The following is a 16810-nucleotide window of genomic DNA, read 5'->3' as shown; positions in this document are numbered from 1 at the left end:
CCGGCGGAGGACGAGGTCAAGACCGCCTCCCCCTACCCGCGGCTCGCCCACGGATTACGACGGGTGTAGAAAGGGGGCATGCCCGGACGCGACGGCCGCCGGCGCTCGGTTCTGAAGATGAGAACAGTCGCAGGTCAGGTCTTTCTCCTTCAGGTGGCGATCGTCGTACTGCTCGTCGCCGCCGCCTCCGCCGCGCTCGTGCTCCAGGGCCGCACCGACAGCGAACGCGAGGCGCGCAACCGCTCCGTCGCCGTGGCCGAGACCTTCGCGAACTCCCCGGGCATCCAGGCGGCGCTGAAGAACCCCAATCCCGCCGAGGTCCTGCGCAGACCGGCCGAGCTGGCGAGGGAACGCTCCGGTGTGGACTTCATCGTCGTGCTCAACACCGACGGGATCCGCTACACCCACCCGATCCCCGACCGCGTCGGCAAGAAGTTCGTCGGCAATCTGAAGCCCGCCCTCGAAGGGCGGGTCATCACCGAGAAGATCGTCGGCACCATCGGACCCCTCGTGCAGGCCGTCGTCCCCGTCTTCGACGCGAGCGGCAGAGTCATCGGGATGGTCTCGGCCGGGATCACCATCGAGCGCGTGAGCGCGGTCGTCGAGGACCAGTTCCCGCTGCTGTTCGGCTCCGCCGCCGGTGTGCTGCTGCTGACGATGGGCGGGACGGCGCTGGTGAGCAGACGTCTGCGCCGCCAGACGCGCGGACTCGGACCCGCCGAGATGACCCGTATGTACGAGCACCACGACGCGGTTCTGCACTCCGTACGCGAAGGGGTGCTCATCGCCGGCGGCGACGGCGGCCTGCTGCTCGCCAACGACGAGGCACGCAGACTGCTCGACCTGCCGACGGACGTCGAGGGCCGCGCCTTCGACGACCTGGGCCTGGACCCGGACACCGCGGCGCTGCTGGCCTCCGGCCGGACGGCGACCGACGAGGTCCACCCCGTCGGCGAGCGGCTGCTCGCCATCAGCCAGCGGCCCACGGACCAGGACGGCGGACCGCCCGGCACCGTGACCACCCTGCGCGACACCACCGAGCTCCAGACGCTCACCGGAAAGGCCGACGTGGCCCGGGGGCGTCTGAGCCTGCTGTACGAGGCCGGTACGGAGGTCGGCACCACCCTGGACGTGGTCCGCACCTGCGAGGAGCTGACGGAGTTCGCCGCCGCCAACTTCGCGGACTTCGTCACCGTCGACGTGGTCGAGGCCGTCCTGCGCGGCGAGGAGCCGACCACCGTGGTGACGGCCATGCGCCGCACCGCCTCCAGCGGCCGCGACCAGGACACCTCGCTCTACCCGATCGGTGAGCTGATCCACCTTCCCCCGTCGACTCCGGTGAGCGACGCCGTCGTCAACGGCGAGGCGATCCTGGTGCCGGATCTCGCCGCGTTCTCCGGCTGGCACAAGCAGCACCCCGACCGCGCCAGGAAGCTCGTCGCCGAAGAGGGCTTCCACTCGATGATCACCGTCCCGATGCGGGCGCGCGGCGTCACCCTCGGCGTCGTCACCTTCTGGCGGTCCGCGCAGCCCGAGCCGTTCGAGGGCGAGGACCTGTCCGTCGCGGAGGAGATGGTCGCCAGGGCGGCGGTCAGCGTCGACAACGCCCGCCGCTACACCCGCGAACACACCATGGCGGTCACCCTCCAGCGCAGCCTGCTCCCGCGCGGCCTGCCCGACCAGAACGCCATCGACGTCGCCTACCGGTACCTGCCCGCCCAGGCCGGACTCGGCGGGCTCGGCGGCGTCGGCGGCGACTGGTTCGACATCATCCCGCTGCCCGGCGCCCGGGTGGCGCTCGTCGTCGGCGACGTCGTCGGTCACGGCCTGCACGCGGCCGCCACCATGGGCCGGCTGCGCACCGCGGTCCACAACTTCTCGACCCTCGACCTGCCGCCCGACGAACTGCTCTTCCACCTGGACGAACTGGTCGCCCGCATCGACCAGGACGAGGCCGTCGACGGCGCCGACGCCGGAGTCACCGGCGCCACCTGCCTGTACGCGATCTACGACCCGGTGTCCGGGAAGTGCAGCATGGCGCGGGCGGGCCACCTCCAGCCCGTCGTCATCCACGACGACGGCACGGCCATGTTCGCCGACGTGCCCGGCGGCCCGCCGCTGGGGCTCGGCGGACTGCCCTTCGAGACCCTGGAGATCCATCTGCCGGAGAACAGCCTGCTGGCCCTGTACACCGACGGGCTCGTCGAGGACCGGCACCGGGACATCGACGACGGCCTGAACCTGCTGCGCCTGACCCTCGCCGCCCAGGCCGACCGGACCCCGGACCAGGCGTGCGACGCGGTCCTCCAGGCGCTGCTGCCCGAGCACCCCCGCGACGACACCGCCCTGCTCGTCGCGCGCACGCGGGTGCTGGACGGCGCCCATGTCGCCGACTGGGAGATCCCCGCCGACCCCGCCGCGGTGGGCAGGCTGCGGGCGGACGTCAGCCGCAAGCTGACCGAGTGGGGCCTGGTCGAGGAGGCGTTCACGACCGAGCTGATCCTCAGCGAACTGGTCACCAACGCGATCCGCTACGCCTCCGGCCCCATCCGGGTACGGATCATCCGCGACCGGAGCCTGATCTGCGAGGTCTCCGACCACAGCAGCACCTCGCCGCATCTGCGGCAGGCGGCCGGCACCGACGAGGGGGGCCGGGGACTCTTCCTCGTCGCCCAGTTCGCGGAGCGCTGGGGGACCCGCTACAGCCCCCAGGGCAAGGTCATCTGGACCGAGCAGCTGCTCGGCGGAGCCGATTCCGCCCTGTGACGGCGCCCCGTCCGCGCGGGGACGGGGCCGCGGTCTGTCAACCCGGGCTCGGCCGTTCGGGAGCCGACGAGCGAGGTCCGTTCGGAGCCCATACGCTCGTGGGAGTGCGAATCAGGCACCTCGGAGTGAACTCCAACAGACGTGGTATCCGTCCGGCATACGTGGGCGAAGAACGGCCCCGTGAACGACATGCCCGACGAGTTCCACGCGCACCTCAGGTCGGCGCGTTCCTGGCCGGCACCGCTCAATCCGGCGCCGCTCGGCCGGGAAGAGAAAGGGACTGGGTTTATGGGGCTGCTGCCGACCGTCTTGATATCCCTGGTGTTTCCGGTGCTGATGCTGTTCTTCATGGTGGCGCTCGGACGCATGGAGGAGATCCTGTTGCCGCATCTGCGGGCGCCACGGCCGGCCGGGCAGGAGACCGACACCCCGTCGAAGGATTCCCCGGCGCAGGACACGCGGGAGGCGGACGGGGACTCCACCGCCGACGACGACCGTGCCAAGGCCCTGCGCGCCGAGGAGCTCCGTATCGCCCACGCCCGCGCCGACATCGCCAGGGCGCGCGCCGAAGCCCTGCGCCGCTCCGCCCGCCGCCGCGCCTACGGGGCCCCGCGCGCCGCCGGCCGCACCAACACCGGCCCCCCGCGCGGCGCGCGCACGACCCCTCTTCGATTCCGGTGAACCGGCGCGCCGTCGCACGGGCCCTGCTCAGCTCCCACGGCAGCACCTACGCCAGGGAAGCCGGCATCCGGCTGCGTGACACACCACAGCCCCTCTATCAACTGCTGCTCCTCGCCCTCCTGTTGAGCGCCCCCATCCGCGCCGGTGTGGCCGTCAGCACGGCGCGCGCCCTGAACGAGGCGGGTCTGCGCAACCCGCGCCGGATGACCGAGGCGACCTGGCAGCAGCGTGTCGACGCCCTCGGCCGGGGCGGGTACCGCCGCTACGACGAGAGCACCGCCACCCGGCTCGGCGACGGCGCCGATCTGCTGATCCGGCGGTGGCACGGCGACCCGCGCCGCATGCGGGCCGAGGCGGACGGCGACATCGAGGTGCTGCGCCGGCTGATCCAGGACCTGCCCGGGATCGGCCCCGTCGGGGCGGACATCTTCCTGCGCGAGGCGCAGGCCGTCTGGCCCGAGGTGGCGCCGTACTTCGACACCAGGGCGCTGCGCGGCGCTGAACGACTGGGCCTCGGTACGGACCCCGCCGCGCTCACCCGGCTCGCGGGCGACGCGGGCCCCGCCGCCCTGGCCGCCGGGCTGGTGCGCGCCTCTCTGGACGACGACATCGTCGAGGAGCTGACCCCGTCCGGCGCCTGACACGCCCCGGCCGGCCGCAACCGCCGGGGAGCCCGGCGCCGCCGTCAGTACTCGCTGTCGATGCCCGTGACGAACGCGGCTCCCAGCGGCGCCTCGTCCCCCGAGAAGCCGGCCCGTTCGAGCGCGGCGCCCGCCACCCGCTTCGCCTCCGTCTCGGCGCCGCGCTTGTTCTCGGCCTCGATCTCCAGCCTGATGCTGAAGGTGCCGCCCTCGTTCACCGTCAGCATGTCCAGGTCCTCGGCCTCACCCAGGGCCGTGTGCTGGGGGTCCGCGGGCCGCAGCGCGCGCAGCAGGGTCGCGCGGGAGTCCGCGTCGAGCGTGCGCAGGAAAGTGCCCGGGACGGTGATGACGTACGCGGTCATGCGAACTCCTGGCGTTGACGGCCCCCGCCGCGCGGGGTCGGGCTTCGCGCCTCATTCAGTGACTGCCCCGTTTTCCGCCGCGATCACCTCCCGGATCCCGATCACTGCCCGGATCTCCCCGGCGCCCGCGCCGACGGCGGGCGATCGCGGGACCGGTTCGGTGCCCCGCCCCGCTGTGGGATGCTGAGGGCTCCGCACCCCCCTTCTCCCTGCCGAGGCACCATGCGCTGCGTCATCGCCCGCTTCCCCTTCGACCTGGTCAAGAGCGAGGTGCAGGCGGCGATGAAGGGCGTCAAGCCCGAACCGGTCACGGGCGAGTCCGTCGTGATCAACCGCCGTACGTACCCGGTGAAGCAGGTGGGCGAGGTGATCACGCGCCAGGACCGCCGTGACTTCTCGGCCTCCGAGGTGACCCGCGCGCTGACCCGGCTCGGCTTCACCTGCCGCCCCGTGCCCGCCCCGGCGGGGGAGCCCGGCCCGCCCGAGACGGCACCGCCCGGCACCTCCCCGCGGAACTGAGCGGCGCGGACACGCCACGGCGCACGGCATACGGCGGGGCCCCGTCACCCACCGGTGACGGGGCCCCGCCGTCCGCGTCATCCCGCCGGATCCCGCGCTGTTACGCGGACCAGCTCCGCGACGACGACTGACGCGCCCCGCCCGACCGGCCCTGCGCGGCGCTCCCGGACGGCCTGCGGCCCTGGGAGGACCGGCCACGCCCACGGCCGCCCGAACCGCCCTTGGGACGCTCCGAGACCGGCGCCGAGATGACCACGGGCACCCCCGACGGGGCCTTCGCCCCGGTGATCCGGCTCAGCTCCGCCTCACCGGAACGCACCTGCGCGACCTGCGGCACGATCCCCGCGTCGGCCATCAGCCGTGTCATGTCACGGCGCTGGCCGGGCAGGACGAGCGTGACGACGCTGCCCGACTCCCCGGCGCGGGCGGTGCGTCCGCCGCGGTGCAGATAGTCCTTGTGGTCGCTCGGCGGGTCGACGTTCACGACGAGGTCGAGATTGTCGATGTGAATGCCGCGCGCCGCGACGTTCGTCGCCACGAGCACCGTCACATGACCCGTCTTGAACCGCGAGAGCGTCCGGGTGCGCTGTGGCTGGGACTTGCCGCCGTGCAGCGCGGCGGCGCGTACCCCGCTGTTCAGCAGGTGCTCGGTCAGCCGGTCGACGGCGTGCTTGGTGTCCAGGAACATCAGCACCCGGCCGTCACGGGCCGCGATCTCCGTGGTGGTCGCGTACTTGTCGGCGCTCTGCACGTGCAGGACGTGGTGCTCCATGGTGGTGACCGTGCCGACGGCCGCGTCGACGGAGTGCACCACCGGGTCGTTCAGATAGCGGCGGACCAGCAGGTCGACATTGCGGTCGAGCGTCGCCGAGAACAGCATCCGCTGGCCCTCCGGCCGCACCTGGTCCAGCAGCTCGGTGACCTGCGGCATGAAACCCATGTCGGCCATCTGGTCCGCCTCGTCGAGCACGGTGATCGCGACCCGGTCCAGCAGGCAGTCACCGCGCTCGATGAGGTCCTTCAGCCGGCCGGGCGTCGCGACGACGATCTCGGCGCCGCCCCGCAGCGCGCCGGCCTGCCGCCCGATCGACATACCGCCGACGACGGTGGCGAGCCGCAGCCTCAGCGCGCGGGCGTAGGGAGTGAGCGCGTCGGTGACCTGCTGCGCCAGCTCACGGGTGGGCACCAGGACCAGCGCCAGGGGCTGCTTCGGCTGGGCGCGCTGTCCCGCCGTGCGTACCAGGAGCGCCAGACCGAAGGCGAGGGTCTTGCCGGAGCCCGTACGGCCCCGCCCGAGGACGTCGCGTCCCGCGAGCGAGTTCGGCAGCGTCGCGGCCTGGATCGGGAACGGCGCGCTCACACCGAGGCCGGTGAGGGTCTCCGTCACCGGGGACGGCATGTCCAGCTCGGCGAAGGTCGCCACGGCGGGCAGGGCGGGTGTGACGGTGACCGGGAGGGCGAACTCGCCCTGTACGGCGGCGGGACGACGGCCGTAGGACCGGCCGGAGGAGCCCGAGCGGCCCGAACCGGAGGACTGCGGGCGGAAGCGGCTGCCACCACCGCCGGAGCCACCGGACCGGGTGCGCGGGTATCGGTCGTTCGTGCGAGGCGTGCGGTTCATGCTGAACCTCTCTCGATGCGGCGCGTATCGAGGAACTCTTGGGCAGAATGACCGCGCAAGGAATCGCAAGAACGAGCCGGGGGAAAACGAAAACAGAGCCGTGCCGGGACATGGGACGCCGTCACCGGCGGACGGAAATTCCGGGAATCCGCGAGAACCGGCGACCGGGTCACCGGAGCAAGGGGCCCGGCGGTCCTGTGCGGCCGGCGCGGGGGAAATTCGTCGGCCGGCCGTTCAGTCCGGCGAGGAGAAACCTGGTCCCACGCGGCACCCGGAGGTGTCACGCGCACCGGGCGGCCCGGAGGAAAAGCAACGTAGCCGGCGCCCGCACCTCGCGATGCGGGCGCCGGCTACGTCTGGCGCGTCGGCGTCAGGCGGGAACGATGTTCTCCGCCTGCGGGCCCTTCTGGCCCTGCGTGACGTCGAAGTTCACCTTCTGGCCCTCCTGGAGCTCACGGAAGCCCGAGGTGGCGATGTTCGAGTAGTGGGCGAAGACGTCGGCGCCGCCGCCGTCCTGCTCGATGAAGCCGAAACCCTTTTCGGAGTTGAACCACTTTACGGTGCCACTTGCCATTTTGATCTCCTTCAGGGCAATGCTGCCCGGGGGCCCGCACTGTGCGCACCCCACGTCGCCTTTGGATGATTAGCCCGTCCGGAAAAGCACCGGAAATACAAAAGCGCACTCACCGGCACACATAGTCGGCGAGAGCACTTGAAGTCTTCGGGAACCACAACTGCAACTGGCGCTCACAGTAGCACGGTGCATGCGATCGAGTACGGGACGTCTTGGCCGCCCGGGCGGCCCATCGGGAAATCGGCCGGGCCGCGGAGGAAATTTCGGGGATCCGGGATCGGGAATATTCTCCGGTTCTTCACCCGGTGGCTACTCCCGGCGGCGTACACACGCACCGGCCGGGCCGCCTAGCGTGCGGGATGTGAACCGCGTGACGACCGTCGAGCGCCTGCGCGCCCGCGCCGGAGAACTGCCGCCGCCCACCGCCGACCTGCTGGTGGTGGCGGCCGTCGGTCTGCTCACCGCGTCCGACGCCGCCGGCAACGATCCCGGTTACCGGCAGGCCGACTGGTTCACCTGGCTGCTCCTCGCCGTCTCGCTCCTCGCGCTGGTGCGCCGACGCCGGGAGCCGGTGGCCGTCGCCGTGATCACGGGGGCCGCCTGCGCCGGCTGGGCGCTGTACGGGCACATCGGCGAGCTGCTGAATCTGCCGGTGATCGTGGCGCTCTACACCGTGGCGGTCCTCGGCGACCGCCGGCGCACGGTAAGGACCGGGCTGGTGGCCGCCGCCGTCTCGGGCGCCGTGGCACTGCGGGTGGGCGGCGACATGGTCAATCCGCAGGGCCTGCCTCTCCTGGAGGCGATCTGGCCGCTGGTACCGCTGCTGCTGGGCGAAGTGGTCCGCACCCGGCGGGAGTTGCTGCGCGCGTACGAGGCCAGGGCCGCCCGCGCGGAGGAGGACCGCGAGCGGGAGGCGGCGCGACGGGTGCGTGAGGAGCGCGTACGGATCGCCCGCGAGCTGCACGACATCGTCGCCCACACGGTGACGGCGATGACCGTGCAGGCGGGCGTGGCGCTGGACGCGCTCGACGTCCGGCCGGAGGTGTCGAGGAAGGCGATGCGGCAGGTGCGTGAGTCCGGCAGGGAGGCGGTCCGCGAACTGCGGGCCACGGTCACCGTGTTGCGCGAGAGCGACGCCGAGCCCATGGCGCCGCCGCCCGGGATCGGCCGGCTCGGCGAACTCGCCGAACGGTTCGAGGGCGGCGGCGTCGAGTTGGTGATGCGGCAGGAGGGGGAGCTGGACGGGCTGCCCCCGATGGCCGGACTCGCCGTCCACCGCATCGTGCAGGAGGCACTGACCAATGTCGTCAGGCACTCGGGCGCCCGGCAGGCCGCCGTCTCCGTCGTCCGCGTCGGCGACCGGCTGACGGTGGAGATCGTGGACGACGGAGACGGCGCCGGGGGAGGCCGCGTGGCGGGCCCGGAGGGTGAACGGCCCGGTCCCGGCCCCGGGTTCGGACTGCTCGGCATACGGGAGCGCGCGGTGGCGGCCGGTGGCGGCGTGGAGTACGGCCCGGTGCCGGGCGGCGGCTTCCTCGTCCGCGCCTGGCTGCCGGTCGGGCCTCCCGCCGGCCGGCCGGAGGTGCGGCCGTGAGCGTGCGTGTGGTGCTGGCCGACGACCAGACCGTCGTACGGGCGGGCTTTCGCGCCCTGCTCGATCTGACCGACGACCTCGTGGTGGTCGCCGAGGCCGCCGACGGGATCAGGGCGCTGGAGGCGGTGCGCACCACCCGGCCGGACGTCGTCCTCATGGACGTCCGGATGCCGGGCATCGACGGGATCGAGGCCACCCGCCGTATCGCCGCCGACCGCGCGCTCGACCGCGTCCGGGTGGTGATGCTGACGACGTACCAGGTCGACGCGTACATCTTCGAGGCGCTTCGGTGGGGCGCCGCGGGCTTCCTCCTCAAGGACATGGAGCCGGACGAACTGCGGGCGGCGATCCGTACCGTCGCCGCCGGACAGAGCCTGCTGGCCCCGGCCGTGACCCGCTCGGTCGTCGAGGAGTTCGTCAGACTCCGGGCGCCGGAGGCGGCGGGCGCGGCGCGGCTGGACCGGCTCACCGGCCGGGAGCGCGAGGTGATGGCCCTGGTCGCCGCCGGACTCAGCAACGCGGAGATCGGCACGGAGCTGGCCATGAGCCCGCTGACGGCGAAGACCCATGTCAGCCGGGCCATGATCAAACTCGGGGCACGGGACCGGGCACAGCTCGTCGTCCTCGCGTACGAGACCGGTCTGGTGCGGGCGGGGGAGCGCTGAACCCGGTTCGGTACGCCGGGCTGCTCCGGCGGGCGCTTCCCGGTCCGATCGGTTCTGGGTCCTGGCTTCGGACTCGCGCCGTCCGCCCGCAGAACGGGGCCCGCGGCATCCGGTGCGGTCCGTTGCGAGGCGGAGGACCGGCCCCGTACCGGGCGTACTCGGCCGGCTCACGGCAGCGCGGGGGAACCTCCCGTGCCCCCTCGGCCACCGGGGAGAGGCGCTGTGCCAGGCGTCGCCGGTCGGGCGGGACCTTCCGGAACCGCCTCAGGGGTGTGGACGTAGGGCGTCGTCGTGCTCAGTTCCTCGAAGCCCAGGCGCCGCAGGATCGGGCGGCTCAGGTTCGACGCGTCGACCTGGAGGTAGCGGTAGCCCCGCTCGGCGGCCAGACGCGTACGGAAGGCGACCAGCGCGCGATAGAGCCCCCTGCCGCGCCAGTCGGGGACGGTGCCGCCGCCCCACAGACCGGCGAACTCCGTGCCGGCCGGCAGTTCCAGCCGCGCCGCGCTCACCGGCACGTCACCCGCCAGCGCGACACCCGCCGCGACCGTGCCCGGAGCGGCGGCGAGCTGGGCCAGCAGCCGCTCCCGGGTGTGACTCCGGTCCGCGCCGAACGCCCGTTCGTGGACCTCGGCCATCAGCTCGGCACCGGACGCGTCGGTCACCGCGACCAGCCGCACCCCCTCGGGCAGCGTGGCGTCGCGCGGCAGATCGGCGGCCTCGGCGACCATCAGCGTCTCCGGGGGCTCGGGCGTGAAACCGGCCGCCGCCAGCCGTCGGGGCAGATCCCGGGGCGTGTCGTGGGAGTAGACCTTCCACTCGAACTCCAGGCCGAGGGAGGCGAAATGACGGATCTGCTCGCCGATCGCGGCATCCGCGGAGCCGGCGTCCAGGTCCGACCAGAGGACACCGTTCCAGCCGCCGCCCGACTCCGCGCCCGGCCCCGTGACCGTCTGGCGCACCACGTCGCCCACCCGCTCGACCACCGCCCCCGGACCGTCGGCGGGCGCCTCTCTGCGCATCTGCCGGTCGAACAGCGCGCGTACCGCTTCGGGGTCCATCCGCCCACTCCAGCGGGGCTCCGCCCGCGCCGCAACAGGGTTTCGCCGGACCTCGCCGGTCAAGCCGCCTTGCGGGTCTCGGTGAGACGGGCGAAGGCGACCACATTGCCCTGGTATCCGGTCTTCTCGGTGAACGGACCGCCGCAGGTGATCAGGCGCAGTTCGGGCGCCCCCGTCGCGCGGTAGACGCTCCTGGCCGGGAAGCCGTCCTTGGCGAAGGACTCCACGCCGTAGACGGTGAACACGGCCGTGGTGCCGTCGGCGCGTGTCACCTCGACGCGGCTGCCCTTGGCGAGACTGCCCAGGTCGTAGAAGACGGCCGGGCCCTGAGCGGTGTCGACATGGCCCACGATCACCGAGGTGCCCTGTTCGCCGGGTGTCACCGACCCCTGGAAGTGGCCGGCCAGTCCCGGCCGGTCGGCCGGTGGCGCGTCGATCCAGCCGTCGGCGTCCAGCGACACCCGGGTCAGCGGCGCGTCGACCCGTACCGAAGGGATCAGGATCCGGGTCGCGGCGGAGCCCGGCAGCGGGGGCGCGGCCCTCGCGGCCGCTCCGTCGGGCCGGGGCACCGCGTCCCTTTCCCCGCCGGTGTCCGGGACGGCGGAACCCGCTCCGGCGGGCCGCGGCGGGAGCACGACCTGCCCCTCGGCGCTGATCCGCACCACGAAGACGCCGACGAGCAGGAGCAGTACGACCATGGACCACCGGGAGGCCCGCAGTCTTTCCGACTCCGTCATCACGCACCGTCCTGCGCCGGGGATGGGCCCCTGGATCCGGCCGCGGGGCGGGGCACGGCCTGATCCAGGGGCGGGTGGGTGGTCAGGAGCCGTTCACCGACCGTCGGCGGACGAGCCGGACGGCGCCGCCGAGCGCGACGGCGATGACCACGGATCCGACGGCCAGCCCGGCCGTGTTCGGTTCGCCGTCGGTGCTGCCGCCGATCCCGGCCTTCACACCCTTGTGCGCGGTGTCCTCGTGCGGCGGGGGCTCATGAGGCCGCTGTTCGGGGTGGAGCGGGCGCTCCGAGTGCTTCGGGCGCTCCGGGTGGTCCGGCCGGGGCGGCTCCCACGGTCCCGGCGGCCTGCCCTGCTCGGCCGGCTCCTCGGGCTCGCCGGGTCTGCTGGGCTCACCGGGCTTCTCGTGCTTCTCGTGCTTGTCGTCCTTGCCCGGTCTGATCGTCAGGGGCAACGAGCGGATCTTCCCGTCGCAGTCGAAGGTGATCTCGTACTCCGCCTCCGGCTTCACGTCGTCGAAGATCCTGGCCGGCTTCGCCTCGCCCTCGTTGAGGGTGACGGTTTCGAACACCCCCGACGAGACGGTCACGGTCGGTACCCCGCAGCCCGCGGTCCGGATCTCCACCTCGCCACCGGGTTCGACCGCCCGGGGGGAGACGCTGTAGTCGAATCCGGCCTCGTCGCCCGCGTACGCGGGCCACCCCGCCCCGAGAACGAGAGCCGCCGCGCCCATGATCGCCGCCGGGGCCGTAGCTGTCCTGCGCATCGGACCTCCCACACCTGATCGTCCGGTGAACGTCGGGGGCGGCGCGGCGGGGACAGCCGGACGCACCGCACAGTTACCCCGACGCTAGAAGTGATGATTTGTCAGCGCACGCCGGGAGACCGGCACTGCCGCCACTCGGGTTACCGCCCGGGCACGCGCTCACGCGCCTTGCGCTCCCCGGCAATTCGCGGAAACCCGGCCGGTGTGGCCACCGCGCGTGCCATGCTCGGTAAGCACTCTTACCGGTGACTCCGCCAGGGCGTACGGCGTGAGCCAGTCATGGCGCGATTCGGGGAGAGCGGATGGAGCCGACGGGTGACCCCGCGGACGGTACAAACGGTACGGACGACACGGACGGCGCCAGTGAGGCCGGTGGCGCTCCCGGGGCCGAGTTCGGCACCGGACACCTGCGCAGGGCCCAGCGCCGCGAACGGCTGCTGACGACCGCGACCGACCTCTTCACGACCCGCGGCTACGTGGGCACGTCCATCGAACGGATCTGCTCCACGGCGCATGTGTCGATCCGCGCGTTCTACCAGGAGTTCGAGGGGAGGGAGGCCCTGTTGATCGCCCTCCACAACCAGGTCGCCCGCGCCGGCATGGAGGCGACACTCGCGGTACTCGGCGATCCCGCGATGGAGACGGCCGACACCCGGACCAGGATCACCGCGCTGATCCGCGCGTACGTCGGCGCGGTGACCGCGGACCTCGCGTCCGCCCAGGTCGCCTTCGTCGAGGTGATCGGCGTCAACCGCGCCGTCGAGGAACACCGTGTCCTCTGGCGGAGCCTGTGGACGGACTTCCTGATCGGTGAGGCGGACCGCGCCGCCGGCCGGGGCGAGGCGGTGCCGCGCGACTACACGCTGGCGACGGTCGCCCTGATCGGCGCCATCAACGAGCTGGTGGCGCACTGGGCCCGCAGCGGGGGAGCGGTGCCCCGCGAACTCGTGGCGGACGAGATGGTCCAGCACGTGCTCGGCACGATCGGCCACCCCACGGCACCGGGAGACGGTGCCGGCCGTGCGGACGAGGGAGCGTGACAGTATGAGCGGGCTCTGGCACCAGGTCATGCGCACCATGTCACAGCCGGGCGCGTCGCCCGACGACGACATCCTCGCGCTGGCCGCCGCCGACATCGCCCTGCGCAACCACCCGGAACCGCCCGCCGACGCCGAGGTCGTCCTCGACATCGCGCGGTCCGAGTTCGCCGCCGTGCTGACCGTGCGGCAGGCCAGGACGGCGCTCCAGCGGGCCCGCGAGATGGCCAGGGAGCACACGCGGGACCAGCGGCGCGGGAACGGCGGCCGGGACCGTACGGACGGCGGGAGCGGCTGACCGGCAGCTCAGCGCCGTACGTCCCGGGCGGGGCGGTCCGGCCGCTCGGTTAGCCTGAGTGGACGATGAACCGTTTGACGACGCCCTGGGGCGATCTCGACCTCGCCCGCTTCCCCGAGCAGCCCCGCGACACGCTGCGGGCCTGGGACGCGGCCGACGAGTATCTGCTGCGCCACCTCGCCGAGGCCGGGGGCGACGCCCCCGGCGCGCACGGCGCCACGGCCGGTGGTGGGGCGGCCATGGGCGCCGGGGTGGACCTCTCCGGCAGCGTGGTCGTCGTCGGCGACCGCTGGGGCGCGCTCGCGACCGCGCTCGCCGCGTACCGCCCCGTACAGATCACCGACTCCTACCTCACCCAGCGGGCGACCCACGCCAATCTGCTGCGCAACGGCATTGACACCGACGCCGTACGGCTGTTGTCGGCGCGGGACACACCGCCCGAGCGGATCGACGTCCTGCTGATCCGGGTGCCCAAGAGCCTCTCCCTCCTGGAGGACCAGCTCCACCGGCTGGCGCCGGCCGTGCACCGGGGGACCGTCGTGGTCGGCACCGGCAAGGTCACCGAGATCCACACCTCGACCCTGAGACTCTTCGAGCAGATCCTCGGCCCGACCCGGACCTCGCTCGCGGTCAAGAAGGCGCGCCTGATCCTCTGCGCCCCGGCCGCCGAACACGCCCGCTCCCGCGCGACGGCCGGAGCCTGGCCGATCTCGTACACCGTGCCCGAGGGAGCGGGCAGCGGCTCGGGTCTGACCGTCGTCAACCACGCCGGGATCTTCTGCGCGGAACGCCTCGACATCGGTACGCGGTTCTTCCTGCGCCATCTGCCCGAGCGCGGCGGTCCTGAGCACGTCGTCGACCTCGGCTGCGGGAACGGCGTCGTCGGCACGGCCGTCGCCGTGGCCAACCCGGAGGCCCGGCTGACGTTCATCGACGAGTCCTTCTCGGCCGTGGCCTCCGCGCGGGCGACCTACGCCGGGAACGCCGGCACCGCCACCGCGGCGGAGTTCGTCGTCGGGGACGGCCTGGCCACCGTGGCACCCGGTTCGGCCGACCTCGTGCTCAACAATCCGCCGTTCCACAGCCACCAGGCGACCACCGACGCGGCGGCCTTCCGGATGTTCGCCGGGTCCCGCGAGGCGCTTCGGCCCGGGGGCGAGCTGTGGGTGGTCGGCAACAGGCACCTCGGCTACCACGCCAAGCTGCGGCGGCTGTTCGGCAACTGCGACGTCATGGCGAGCGATCCGAAGTTCGTGGTGCTGCGGGCCGTCCGCCGCTGACCGGCCGTCGGATCCGGTGAAGATCATGCGTGTTCACCGGGTCTGACCGGCCGGAACTCGCCTTTTCCGGCCGCCTGTTCGGCAGACTGGACCGGTGACGTCACTCCCACAACTCCCGTCCCAGGTACAGCACGGCCCGCAGCCCGGCCACATGATCGTGTGCGGCGACGACGCGCTCGGCCACCGGCTGGCCGGCGAACTGCGCGATGTGTACGGCGAGCAGGTCACCCTCGTCGTCCCGCCCGTGCGCGCGGAACGCCGCGACCCCGCGCCGCTCACCGGCCGCGGCAGGGCCTCCGCCCTCATCGGCCGGATGTCGGCCGTCATGGCACGGACGTACGGCTCCACCACCGGCGACCCCGACGCCCGGCCGGGCGACCCCGCACCGCCGACGCTCATCGAGGCCGGGGAACTCGACACCGACGTCCTCGTGGAGGCGGGAGTGACCGAGGCGGCGGCCCTCGCGCTCGTCCATGACGACGACGAGGTCAACATCCGGACAGCCCTCGCGGCCCGGCGTCTCAACCCCCAACTGCGCCTCGTCATCAGGCTCTACAACCGCAAGCTCGGCCAGCACCTCGAAGAGTTGCTCGACCAGGCGGCGGCCGTCGCCGTCCCCGGCCTGGACATCGCCGCGCTCGACGCCTCCACCACCGTCCTCTCCGACGCCGACACCGCCGCTCCCGCGCTCGCGGCCACCGCCGTGGCCGGCACGAGCAAGATCGTCCGGGCCGACGGGCTGATGCTGCGGGCCGTCGAGCGCGACCCGCCGGGCCCCGGCGAGGTCGCCGACCCCGGTCTGTGCACCCTCGCGCTGCTCTCCTCCACCACCAACGACCCCGCGGGCGCCGAGGGCTCGGACAGCAGTGGCAACGACGGCCCGCGCCTGCTGCCCGACGACGACACCACGGCGGCGGCGACCGGCCGGGGCACCGTGGTCCTGGAGGCCGTGTCCCACGAGGGCGAGCCGCTGTCACGCCGCCGCACCACCGGGCGCGGCGCCCCGCTGGGGTCGCTCCTCTCCCGCCGGCTGCGCTGGTCGTTCGCCGGGATCGCCTTCGCCGTACTCGTCCTGGCCGTGGTCTCCGCCATCACCACCGACGACCACCCGCTGCACGCGACATACATCGTCCTGCTCGACCTGTTCGCCATCGGGGACCCCGCCACCGGCGAGGACCTGGACCGCCAGGTGATCCAGCTCCTCTCCGGTCTCGCCGGGCTGCTGCTGCTGCCGGTCCTGCTCGCCGCCGTCCTCGAAGCCCTCGGCACCTTCCGCAACGCGTCGGCGCTGCGCAGGCCGCCCCGCGGACTCTCCGGCCACATCGTGCTGCTCGGCCTCGGCAAGATCGGGAGCAGGGTGCTGATCCGGCTGCGCGAGCTGGACATCCCGGTGGTGTGCGTGGAGGAGGACCCCGAGGCCCGGGGCATCGCCCTCGCGCGGAGCCTGCGGGTGCCGACCGTCGTGGGCGACGTGACCCAGGAAGGCGTCCTGGAGGCGGCCAAGGTGCACCGGGCGCACGCCCTGCTCGCGCTCACCAGCATCGATGTCACCAACCTCGAGGCCGCCCTCTACGGGCGGTCGGTCAAACCGGACCTGCGGGTCGCCCTGCGGCTGTACGACGACGAGTTCGCCACCGCCGTCTACCGGACGCTGCGGGCCGCCCACCCCCGGGCCCTGACCCGGAGCCGCAGCGTCTCCACGCTGGCGGCCCCGGCCTTCGCCATCGCCATGATGGGGCGTCAGATCCTCGGTGCGATCCCGGTCGAGCGCAAGGTGCTGCTGGTCGCGGCCATCGATGTGGCCGGCCACCCGAGACTCCAGGGACGCACCGTCGCCGAGGTGTTCAGACCGGGCGCGTGGCGGGTCATCGCGCTGGACACGGCGGCGCCGGGGGACCGGCTGCCCGATCTCGCGGACACCCGGCGCGACCACGACGAGGACCGGCCCGACGGACTCGTCTGGGATCTGCACCCCGGCTATGTGCTGCGGGCCCAGGACCGGGTCGTACTCGCCGCCACCCGGCGGGGACTCGCCGAACTGATGGGCCGTCAGGCAACGGCTCCACCCGGGCCCCCGGCGCCGTAGTCCGGCACCACCCGGCCGCATCCCCGGGGCCGGTGAACCGGACGCCGCGGATATCGGCCACCGGAGGTGTCCGTTCCCGCCGTACTGCGGACGGCACCGCCTCCGGTAAGCGGCCGTCTCCCCGCCCG

16 protein-coding genes are annotated in these 16810 nt (G+C 73.1%); 10 read left to right on the top strand and 6 right to left on the bottom strand.

Annotation, left to right across the window (positions count from 1 at the left end; all coding sequences use genetic code 11):
* Nucleotides 1–78 precede the first annotated feature (78 nt).
* The 3 genes from ACZ61E_RS05135 to ACZ61E_RS05125 all read left to right on the top strand — a co-directional run bounded on the left by ACZ61E_RS05135 (nucleotide 79) and on the right by ACZ61E_RS05125 (nucleotide 4088).
* On the top strand, nucleotides 79–2766 hold the full coding sequence (locus ACZ61E_RS05135; RefSeq protein ID WP_469697650.1) for a SpoIIE family protein phosphatase: 2688 nt from the start codon (nucleotides 79–81) through the stop codon (nucleotides 2764–2766).
* Between the two features lie 288 nt (nucleotides 2767–3054).
* Nucleotides 3055–3447, top strand: a complete 393-nt coding sequence (locus tag ACZ61E_RS05130) for a hypothetical protein (RefSeq protein ID WP_469697648.1) — start codon at nucleotides 3055–3057, stop codon at nucleotides 3445–3447.
* Nucleotides 3444–4088: an endonuclease gene (locus ACZ61E_RS05125; protein ID WP_469697647.1), complete on the top strand. Its 645-nt coding sequence runs from the start codon at nucleotides 3444–3446 to the stop codon at nucleotides 4086–4088. Before ACZ61E_RS05130 ends, ACZ61E_RS05125 begins: the two co-directional genes overlap by 4 nt.
* Nucleotides 4089–4132: 44 nt before the next feature.
* On the opposite strand, the gene ACZ61E_RS05120 is transcribed toward ACZ61E_RS05125, so the two are convergent.
* Nucleotides 4133–4450 carry a hypothetical protein gene (locus ACZ61E_RS05120; protein ID WP_469697645.1) on the bottom strand — a complete coding sequence of 106 codons (318 nt, stop codon included), beginning with the start codon at nucleotides 4448–4450 and terminating at the stop codon, nucleotides 4133–4135.
* Nucleotides 4451–4672: 222 nt separating this feature from the next.
* On the opposite strand from ACZ61E_RS05120, the gene ACZ61E_RS05115 reads away from it, so the two are divergent.
* Nucleotides 4673–4969, top strand: a complete 297-nt coding sequence (locus ACZ61E_RS05115; RefSeq protein WP_469697644.1) for an SCO5918 family protein — start codon at nucleotides 4673–4675, stop codon at nucleotides 4967–4969.
* 100 nt (nucleotides 4970–5069) lie between these two features.
* Here ACZ61E_RS05115 and ACZ61E_RS05110 read toward each other — a convergent pair whose 3' ends face one another.
* Nucleotides 5070–6590, bottom strand: a complete 1521-nt coding sequence (locus ACZ61E_RS05110; RefSeq protein ID WP_469697643.1) for a DEAD/DEAH box helicase — start codon at nucleotides 6588–6590, stop codon at nucleotides 5070–5072.
* A 370-nt stretch (nucleotides 6591–6960) separates the two neighbouring features.
* Nucleotides 6961–7164, bottom strand: a complete 204-nt coding sequence (locus ACZ61E_RS05105) for a cold-shock protein (RefSeq protein WP_469697642.1) — start codon at nucleotides 7162–7164, stop codon at nucleotides 6961–6963.
* 361 nt (nucleotides 7165–7525) lie between these two features.
* On the opposite strand from ACZ61E_RS05105, the gene ACZ61E_RS05100 reads away from it, so the two are divergent.
* Together ACZ61E_RS05100 and ACZ61E_RS05095 are read left to right on the top strand one after the other, a co-directional pair.
* Complete coding sequence (locus ACZ61E_RS05100; RefSeq protein WP_469697640.1) at nucleotides 7526–8758, top strand: sensor histidine kinase; 1233 nt, start codon at nucleotides 7526–7528, stop codon at nucleotides 8756–8758.
* Nucleotides 8755–9423, top strand: coding sequence for a response regulator (locus tag ACZ61E_RS05095; RefSeq protein WP_469697638.1), 669 nt, complete (start codon nucleotides 8755–8757; stop codon nucleotides 9421–9423). The genes ACZ61E_RS05100 and ACZ61E_RS05095 overlap by 4 nt, the downstream gene beginning before the upstream one ends.
* A gap of 167 nt (nucleotides 9424–9590) precedes the next feature.
* Here the strand turns inward: ACZ61E_RS05095 and ACZ61E_RS05090 are convergent, their stop codons facing one another.
* From ACZ61E_RS05090 to ACZ61E_RS05080, 3 genes are all read right to left on the bottom strand, one after another.
* Nucleotides 9591–10481 carry a GNAT family N-acetyltransferase gene (locus tag ACZ61E_RS05090; RefSeq protein ID WP_469697637.1) on the bottom strand — a complete coding sequence of 297 codons (891 nt, stop codon included), beginning with the start codon at nucleotides 10479–10481 and terminating at the stop codon, nucleotides 9591–9593.
* A gap of 59 nt (nucleotides 10482–10540) precedes the next feature.
* Complete coding sequence (locus ACZ61E_RS05085) at nucleotides 10541–11218, bottom strand: class F sortase (protein ID WP_469697635.1); 678 nt, start codon at nucleotides 11216–11218, stop codon at nucleotides 10541–10543.
* Nucleotides 11219–11300: 82 nt separating this feature from the next.
* A complete protein-coding gene (locus tag ACZ61E_RS05080; protein ID WP_469697634.1) occupies nucleotides 11301–11981 on the bottom strand; it encodes a hypothetical protein in 681 nt (226 codons plus the stop codon).
* 302 nt (nucleotides 11982–12283) lie between these two features.
* Here ACZ61E_RS05080 and ACZ61E_RS05075 point away from each other — a divergent pair, with 302 nt between their 5' ends.
* The 4 genes from ACZ61E_RS05075 to ACZ61E_RS05060 all read left to right on the top strand — a co-directional run bounded on the left by ACZ61E_RS05075 (nucleotide 12284) and on the right by ACZ61E_RS05060 (nucleotide 16682).
* On the top strand, nucleotides 12284–13021 hold the full coding sequence (locus ACZ61E_RS05075) for a TetR/AcrR family transcriptional regulator (RefSeq protein ID WP_469697633.1): 738 nt from the start codon (nucleotides 12284–12286) through the stop codon (nucleotides 13019–13021).
* A 4-nt stretch (nucleotides 13022–13025) separates the two neighbouring features.
* Entirely contained in the window at nucleotides 13026–13316 is a 291-nt protein-coding gene (locus ACZ61E_RS05070) for a hypothetical protein (protein WP_469697632.1), read from the top strand.
* 74 nt (nucleotides 13317–13390) lie between these two features.
* A complete protein-coding gene (locus tag ACZ61E_RS05065; RefSeq protein WP_469697631.1) occupies nucleotides 13391–14596 on the top strand; it encodes a methyltransferase in 1206 nt (401 codons plus the stop codon).
* 151 nt (nucleotides 14597–14747) lie between these two features.
* Complete coding sequence (locus ACZ61E_RS05060; RefSeq protein ID WP_469697964.1) at nucleotides 14748–16682, top strand: potassium channel family protein; 1935 nt, start codon at nucleotides 14748–14750, stop codon at nucleotides 16680–16682.
* Nucleotides 16683–16810 lie beyond the last annotated feature (128 nt).

Source organism: Streptomyces sp. NPDC104581 (assembly GCF_055583685.1).
Note: the sequence above shows the minus strand (reverse complement) of the source record. Positions and strands in the feature narration are given on the sequence as shown.

What these genes read in the sequence shown, in the direction of transcription:
- ACZ61E_RS05080 (WP_469697634.1), bottom strand. Translation starts at nt 11,981, where the DNA reads ATGCGCAGGACAGCTACGGCCCCGGCGGCGATCATGGGCGCGGCGGCT.
- ACZ61E_RS05085 (WP_469697635.1), bottom strand. Translation starts at nt 11,218, where the DNA reads ATGACGGAGTCGGAAAGACTGCGGGCCTCCCGGTGGTCCATGGTCGTA.
- ACZ61E_RS05075 (WP_469697633.1), top strand. Translation starts at nt 12,284, where the DNA reads ATGGAGCCGACGGGTGACCCCGCGGACGGTACAAACGGTACGGACGAC.
- ACZ61E_RS05105 (WP_469697642.1), bottom strand. Translation starts at nt 7,164, where the DNA reads ATGGCAAGTGGCACCGTAAAGTGGTTCAACTCCGAAAAGGGTTTCGGC.
- ACZ61E_RS05060 (WP_469697964.1), top strand. Translation starts at nt 14,748, where the DNA reads ATGATCGTGTGCGGCGACGACGCGCTCGGCCACCGGCTGGCCGGCGAA.
- ACZ61E_RS05070 (WP_469697632.1), top strand. Translation starts at nt 13,026, where the DNA reads ATGAGCGGGCTCTGGCACCAGGTCATGCGCACCATGTCACAGCCGGGC.
- ACZ61E_RS05115 (WP_469697644.1), top strand. Translation starts at nt 4,673, where the DNA reads ATGCGCTGCGTCATCGCCCGCTTCCCCTTCGACCTGGTCAAGAGCGAG.
- ACZ61E_RS05130 (WP_469697648.1), top strand. Translation starts at nt 3,055, where the DNA reads ATGGGGCTGCTGCCGACCGTCTTGATATCCCTGGTGTTTCCGGTGCTG.
- ACZ61E_RS05090 (WP_469697637.1), bottom strand. Translation starts at nt 10,481, where the DNA reads ATGGACCCCGAAGCGGTACGCGCGCTGTTCGACCGGCAGATGCGCAGA.
- ACZ61E_RS05110 (WP_469697643.1), bottom strand. Translation starts at nt 6,590, where the DNA reads ATGAACCGCACGCCTCGCACGAACGACCGATACCCGCGCACCCGGTCC.
- ACZ61E_RS05135 (WP_469697650.1), top strand. Translation starts at nt 79, where the DNA reads ATGCCCGGACGCGACGGCCGCCGGCGCTCGGTTCTGAAGATGAGAACA.
- ACZ61E_RS05120 (WP_469697645.1), bottom strand. Translation starts at nt 4,450, where the DNA reads ATGACCGCGTACGTCATCACCGTCCCGGGCACTTTCCTGCGCACGCTC.